At 69.9% G+C, this 6,094-nt stretch carries 8 protein-coding genes; 4 read left to right on the top strand and 4 right to left on the bottom strand.

All coding sequences use genetic code 11. The features are described 5' to 3' along the window. From V6M42_RS02500 to V6M42_RS02485, 4 genes are all read right to left on the bottom strand, one after another. A partial coding sequence (locus V6M42_RS02500) for a MotE family protein (RefSeq protein ID WP_332676924.1) occupies nt 1-777 on the bottom strand: 777 nt, incomplete at its 3' end. A gap of 28 nt (nt 778-805) precedes the next feature. After that, nucleotides 806-1,357 carry a DUF6468 domain-containing protein gene (locus V6M42_RS02495; protein ID WP_332660789.1) on the bottom strand — a complete coding sequence of 184 codons (552 nt, stop codon included), beginning with the start codon at nt 1,355-1,357 and terminating at the stop codon, nt 806-808. Beyond that, nucleotides 1,354-2,439 carry a flagellar motor switch protein FliM gene (gene fliM / locus V6M42_RS02490; protein ID WP_332676922.1) on the bottom strand — a complete coding sequence of 362 codons (1,086 nt, stop codon included), beginning with the start codon at nt 2,437-2,439 and terminating at the stop codon, nt 1,354-1,356. Before fliM ends, V6M42_RS02495 begins: the two co-directional genes overlap by 4 nt. A 2-nt stretch (nt 2,440-2,441) precedes the next feature. Then, a complete protein-coding gene (locus tag V6M42_RS02485) occupies nt 2,442-3,125 on the bottom strand; it encodes a flagellar basal body-associated FliL family protein (RefSeq protein ID WP_332676920.1) in 684 nt (227 codons plus the stop codon). Between the two features lie 145 nt (nt 3,126-3,270). Between V6M42_RS02485 and flgF the strand changes: the two genes are divergently transcribed. The 4 genes from flgF to flgH form a co-directional block, all read left to right on the top strand. Beyond that, nucleotides 3,271-4,005, top strand: a complete 735-nt coding sequence (gene flgF / locus V6M42_RS02480; RefSeq protein ID WP_332660783.1) for a flagellar basal-body rod protein FlgF — start codon at nt 3,271-3,273, stop codon at nt 4,003-4,005. 16 nt (nt 4,006-4,021) lie between these two features. Next, nucleotides 4,022-4,810: a flagellar basal-body rod protein FlgG gene (gene flgG / locus V6M42_RS02475; protein WP_332676918.1), complete on the top strand. Its 789-nt coding sequence runs from the start codon at nt 4,022-4,024 to the stop codon at nt 4,808-4,810. Beyond that, nucleotides 4,807-5,412: a flagella basal body P-ring formation protein FlgA gene (locus V6M42_RS02470; RefSeq protein WP_332659057.1), complete on the top strand. Its 606-nt coding sequence runs from the start codon at nt 4,807-4,809 to the stop codon at nt 5,410-5,412. The genes flgG and V6M42_RS02470 overlap by 4 nt, the downstream gene beginning before the upstream one ends. 14 nt (nt 5,413-5,426) lie before the next feature. Then, nucleotides 5,427-6,094 (top strand): flagellar basal body L-ring protein FlgH (gene flgH / locus V6M42_RS02465; protein WP_332676917.1); only part of this gene is annotated, 668 nt, incomplete at its 3' end.

The raw sequence follows: 6,094 nt of genomic DNA, 5'->3' as shown, positions 1-6,094 counted from the left end.
CGGCGCGGCGCGCGGGGTCGCGGCCGGCGGCGGCGCATCCGACGCAGCTGTCGGGGCGGCCGTCCGGGCGGGCGGCGGGGTCACGGCGGGGGCTTCCGGCCCGACGGGGACAGACGTGGCGGCGGCAGGGGTCGAGGCCGCGGTAGCCGCGGCGGCGCGGGCGGCGAGCTGCTGACGGGCCTGGAAGCGGTGGGCCAGCTTCTCGGTCAGGCTGCGCGCGGCTGCGGGCTCCATCTGGGCCATGATCGCGGCGAGGGAGCGCGGACGCATGGCGGCGGCGACCGGCAGGCGGACATCGTCGTCCAGGGTGGCGAAGACGCGGGCGGCCTCCCTTGGCCGCATGGCGGAATAGACGGCGACCAGACGGTCGTTCTCGGCCTTTTCCTGCTCGCTGACCTGACCCAGCAGCACCCGGACCTCGGCCTTGACGGCCTCCAGGGCGGCGACCTTGGCGTCGAGCTTCTGTTCCGCCGTGGCCATCAGCGGCAGCATGGCCGCCAGATCGGCGTCGCGGGCGTCCAGCTCGGTGCGGCGTCCGGACAGGGACTGGAGGATTCGCAGTTCGGCGGGCGAAATGCCGGCCTGCTGGGCCAGTTGCTCGGGCGTCAGGGCGCAGACCGCGGCGGCCGGGGTCGCGGCGGCCGCGGCGGGCACGGCCTCCTCGGCCCAGGCCTTTGCGCCCTCGAACATGCCGGGGGCCACGCCGACCGCGCGGACGACGACCACCCCGCCGATGGCGATGGCGATCAGGGGCAGCAGGCGAGGTATCTTGCTCATGATCGGTTACTCAGCGGGCTCAAGGGGGTCAGGCGGCGAACAGGTCTTCATCCAGGCTACGGCGAGCCCGGTTGAGGCTTTGCTTCGCAGACTGGTTAGCGGTCAGGGCGCCGAGGATGGCGGCGACGTTGTTTCCGCCGGCGACCGGCGCAGGCGCGCGGGCCGCGGTCGGCGCCATGCCCTGGATGCGTTCCGCCAGGGCCGCCATGCGCAGGGCGCGTTCATTCCCGGCGGAGTCGACCGGCGCCGGCGCGGGAGCCGGCTGGGGCTGGGCGCGCGCCGCCGGGGCGGATTCGGCGGTCGAAGAGGGACCGCGGGCGATCAGGGCTTCCAGCTGGGCCTTCACCTCGCGGGCCTTGATGATGCGATCATGCAGCAGGTCCGTTTCCTGACCCGAGGCGCGCAGATTGGCCAGGGCCGCCTCCGCGCGGCCGGCGGCGATGTTCAGATCGGTCACCGCCGAGGCGAAGGCCTGCTGGCCGGCGCGCAGGGCCGTCAGCTTCTTCTCCAGCCGAACCCCGTAGCCGAGGGCCGCGACCAGCAGCAGCATCAGCACGCCGTCCAGAATCATTCCGGTCATCCGCGTTTTCCCTTCGTCAGACTGGTCGCCGCCTCGACGCTGATCGGGGCCTCGACGCGCACGGCGATATGCTGGCCCTTGCGGCCCATCCGGCCGGTCGTGACCGGGATCGATCCGCAGCGCACCGAGATGTCGCTGTCGGGCGTCGCGTTCAGCATCAGGGTGTCGCCGACCTTCAACTCCAGCACCTGCGACAGGGGCAGAAGCTGTTCGTCCAGCACCGCGCGGACCTCGGTCTCGGTGGTCCAGAGCTCGGTGGCCAAGTGCCCTTCCCAGATATTGTCGCGGCCGAACTTCTCGCCCATGAACTGCTGCAGCAGCATCTTCCGGATGGGCTCCAGCGTGGCGTAGGGCAGCAGCAGTTCGATGCGCCCGCCCCGGTCTTCCATGTCGATGCGCAGCTTGACCAGGATGGCGGCGTTGGCCGGTCGGGCGATGGCGGCGAACCGGGGGTTGGTCTCCAGCCGGTCGAGGGTGAAATGCACCGGGGTCAGCGGCTCGAAGGCGGCGCGGGCGTCGGCCAGAACGACCTCGACCATCCGCTGCACCAGCACCCGCTCGATGGTGGTGTAGGGCCGGCCCTCGATGCGCAGGGCCGCGGTGCCCCGGCGGCCGCCCAGCAGGACGTCCACGATGGAGTAGATCAGGTTCGAGTCGACCGTCAGCAGGCCGTAGTTGTCCAGCTCCTCGGCCCGGAACACCGCCAGGATGGCCGGCAGCGGAATGGAGTTCAGATAGTCGCCGAAGCGGATGGACGAGATGTTGTCGAGGCTGACCTCGACGTTGTCCGAGGTGAAGTTGCGCAGGGATGTCGTCATCAGCCGCACGAGGCGGTCGAAGACGATCTCGAGCATCGGCAGGCGCTCGTACGACACGAGGGCGGAGTTGATGATGGCCCGGATGCCCGAACGCTCGGAGCCGTCGTCGTCGCCCAGGTCGAAGCCCAGCAGGCTGTCGATCTCGTCCTGGTTCAGGACCCGCTCGGCCAGGCCGGACGGACGCTCTTCCGCCGCCCCTTCGGCCAGCGGGTCTTCCGTTTCCGCGAACGGATCGGCGTCGTCGGCGAAGGCGGCGTCGGTCATGCCTAGTTCACCAGCATTTCTTCGATCAGCACGGCGTCGACCTTGCCCGGCGCGGCGATCAGGTTGACGCGGCGCAGGATTTCGGCGCGCAGCTGGAAACTGCCCGCCGAGCCGGCCAGGTCCTCGGGACGGAGCTCGCGCAGGAAGCCCTGGAACATGTCCTGCATCCGCGGCATCTCGGCCTGCAGCTGTTCGGCGACATGGGCGTCCCTCGTCTCGAGGGTCAGCTTCAGCTTGAGGAATGTGGGGCGGCCGTCCGGCGACTGAATGTTCACCACCATGTCAGGCAGGGTGAAGAAGGTTACGCCGTCCGGCCCCTCGGCGATGACGCCGAGCGACGGATCCGCCGCAGCGTCGCCGGCCGCGCCGTGCCCCCCGCCCTTCTTCTCGTCCTTCTTGGCGTGACCGCCCTTCTTCTCGGCGCCGTGCCCGCCGTCCTCGGCGGCGGCCGACTTGGGCTGCATCAGGAAGAAGGCCGCGCCCCCTCCCCCGCCCAGCACGACCAGGGCGGCGGGAATGACGATGAACAGCAGGGGCAGTTTTTTCTTCTTCGGGGCGTCGCCCTCTTCGCCGTCCGGCGTGGGCGCGTCCGTCACGGCGGGCAGGTTGGCGTCATCGCCCGCAGCCGCACCCTTCTTCTTGCCGAATTTGAACATGCGCCGCGCCCCGAGAATCTCTCGGTCCATACGAGCGTCTTTTGGTTAACGAGGCGTTAGGAACCGGCAAAACCTGCCGGGCCGCCAGTCAGGCTCCAGGGCCCAAAAGCCCGTCATTGCTGGATTAACCCTGTTGGCACGACCGTTGCGAGGGTGATCCCGAAAGGAGCCGCCCGTGGAAAACGCCGCCTACGTTGGACTGTCACGCCAGATGACGCTGCGCCGCGAGCTCGACATCGTGGCCAACAACATCGCCAATGCGGACACGACCGGCTTCAAGGTCGAACAGCTGCTGCTGAGCGAAGAAGTCGGCGAGCGGGCCCGCAACGCCTTTGTCCGCCCCGGCGTCAGCTTCGTGATGGATAACGGCGTCGGCCGCGACTACGGCCAGGCGCCGCTGGCCCAGACGAGCCGCAACCTGGACTTCGCCATCGAGGGCGAAGGCGCCTTCTTCAAGGTCACCGACGGGGCCGGCGACGGCTATACCCGCGACGGCGCCTTCACGGTCGACGGCGAAGGCAAGCTGGTCACCGAGGGCGGCGCGGCCGTTCAGGGCGACAGCGGCGACATCATTCTGGATCCGGCCCTCGGCGAGCCCTCCGTGGCCCCGGACGGCACCATCAGCCAGAACGGAGCCCTCGTCGGCCGGCTGTCGGTCGTCCGCTTCGACACCCTGGCCGCCCTCGAGAAGAGCGGCGACGGCCTGTATCGCAACGCCTCCAACGCCGTCGCCATCGAGGCGACCGACGCCCGCGTGCGTCAGGGCATGCTGGAGGGCTCCAACGTCAATCCGATCCTCGAGATCACCAACCTGATCGAGATCCAGCGTGCCTACGAGAGCATCAGCCGGATGATCGAAAACACCAACGACCTGTCACGCCGCGCCGTCGAGCGGCTGGGCCGGGCATAGAAAGGGAGACTGAGACATGCGCGCACTCAGGACCGCAGCCTCGGGCATGTCCGCCCAGCAGCTGAACGTCGAGGTCATCTCGAACAACATCGCCAACATGAACACGGTCGGCTTCAAGCGTCAGCGGGCCGAGTTCCAGGACCTGCTGTACCAGAACATCGAACGGATGGGCGCGCAGTCGTCCAGCCAGGGCACGGTGGTCCCGACCGGCATCCAGATCGGCGCGGGCGTGAAGGCCGGCTCGGTCTATCGCATCACCGATCAGGGCACGCCGACGCAGACCAGCGGCCGCTACGACATGGCCATCGAGGGCCGCGGCTATTTCCAGATCATCCTGCCCTCGGGCGAGACGGCCTACACCCGCGCCGGGAACTTCTCGATCAACGGCGAGGGTCAGCTGGTCACCGACGACGGCTATGCGGTCGAGCCGGCCATCACCATCCCGCAGGACGCCGTCGACGTCTCGATCTCCAAGGCGGGCCAGGTGCAGGTCATCACCGCGGGAGCGACCGAGCCGGCCATCGTCGGCCAGCTGGAGCTGGCGACCTTCTTCAACGAGGCCGGGCTGGAAGCTGTCGGCGACAACCTGCTGATGGAGACCGCGGCCTCGGGCTCGGCCACGGTCGGAACGCCCGGCGATGACGGTCTCGGCCAGATCCTGCAGGGCTACACCGAGTCCTCGAACGTCGACGCCGTCGCCGAGATCAGCGCCCTGATCGTGGCCCAGCGCGCCTACGAGATGAACTCCAAGGTCATCACCACCGCGGACCAGATGCTGTCGGTCGCGTCGCAGGTGAAGTCGTGAGGACCCTGATCCTCGCCGCCGTCGCGGCCCTGTCGCTGGCGGCCCCCGCCTTCGCCGGCCCGGTGACGCTGAAGGCCAATCCGGTGGATTCGGACGGCCGCGTGACCCTGGGCGACCTGTTCGACGGCGCCGGCGGCGCCTCGAACGTCGTCGTCGGCCAACGCGCCGGCCCCTCGATCGTCTTCGAGGCCGGACAGCTGCAGAGCCTGGCGCGCCAGTCGGGTCTGGACTGGGCAAATCCGGCCGGCCTTCGCCGCGTCGTCGTCCGCAACGCCGCCATGGCCCCCGGCGGGCCGGCCGCCGTCGCCCCGAATGCGGCCGTCGAGACCCCGGCGCGGCCCGTTTCCCGGCCCGCCGTCGCGCGCGCCGCCTACGGCGAACGCGTCATCAGCCGCAACGACATCGTCGAGGTCGCCTATGAAGTCGGCGGCGTCCGCCTGACCATCAGCGGCCGCGCCGAAGGCAACGCCGCCGTCGGCCAGCGCCTCGCGATCCGCAACCTGCAGTCCAACCGCGTCATCGACGCCGTGGCCACCGCTCCCGGTCAGGCCGCCGCCGGTCCCGCCGCCCGCGCCTCCACCCAACAACTCGCCGCCCGCTGAGGGGAAACAGTCTGATGCGTACCGCCCTGATCCTGACCGCCGCCGCCTCCTGCCTCGCCCTCGGCGCCTGTTCGACGGCCGTCGAGACCGTCATGGGGCCGCAGCTGGCTCCCATCGGCTATCCGTCGGCGCTGGTGCCCACGGACCAGGTCATCATGGCCTCCGCCGCCCAGCAGCAGGCGGACCGCGCGGCCAGCGCCAACAGCCTGTGGCGCACGGGCGCCCGCACCTTCTTCGGCGACCAGCGCGCCCGCAGCGTGGGCGACATCCTGACGGTCAACATCGACATCGACGACCGCGCCCAGACCCAGAATTCGACCAACCGGACGCGCAGCAACGACATGAACGCCGGGGTCACCAACTTCTTCGGCCTGGAAAACGCCCTCGGCCAGGCCTTCCCGGGCGGCTTCGACCCGGAAAAGCTGATCGGCATGGGCGGCGAGGTCAACGCCTCGGGCTCGGGGTCGGTCAACCGGGCCGAGCGGGTCAATCTGACCATCGCCGCCGTCGTGACCGGCGTCATGGCCAACGGCAATCTGGTCATCCAGGGCCGGCAGGAGGTGCGCACCAACCGCGAGGTGCGCGAACTCACCGTGGCCGGCATCGTGCGGCCCGAGGACGTCAGCTCGGCCAACACCATCGCCCACACCCAGATCGCCGAGGCCCGCATCAGCTACGGCGG

The sequence above is a fragment of the Brevundimonas sp. genome, assembly GCF_036677305.1.
In the GTDB taxonomy this organism is placed as follows: Bacteria; Pseudomonadota; Alphaproteobacteria; order Caulobacterales; family Caulobacteraceae; genus Brevundimonas.
This window is presented reverse-complemented; position numbering and strand designations above follow the sequence as displayed.

Excerpts from the sequence above, each read along its gene's own strand:
- fliM (WP_332676922.1), bottom strand. The coding sequence starts at position 2,439 with ATGACCGACGCCGCCTTCGCCGACGACGCCGATCCGTTCGCGGAAACG.
- V6M42_RS02485 (WP_332676920.1), bottom strand. The coding sequence starts at position 3,125 with ATGGACCGAGAGATTCTCGGGGCGCGGCGCATGTTCAAATTCGGCAAG.
- V6M42_RS02495 (WP_332660789.1), bottom strand. The coding sequence starts at position 1,357 with ATGACCGGAATGATTCTGGACGGCGTGCTGATGCTGCTGCTGGTCGCG.
- flgG (WP_332676918.1), top strand. The coding sequence starts at position 4,022 with ATGCGCGCACTCAGGACCGCAGCCTCGGGCATGTCCGCCCAGCAGCTG.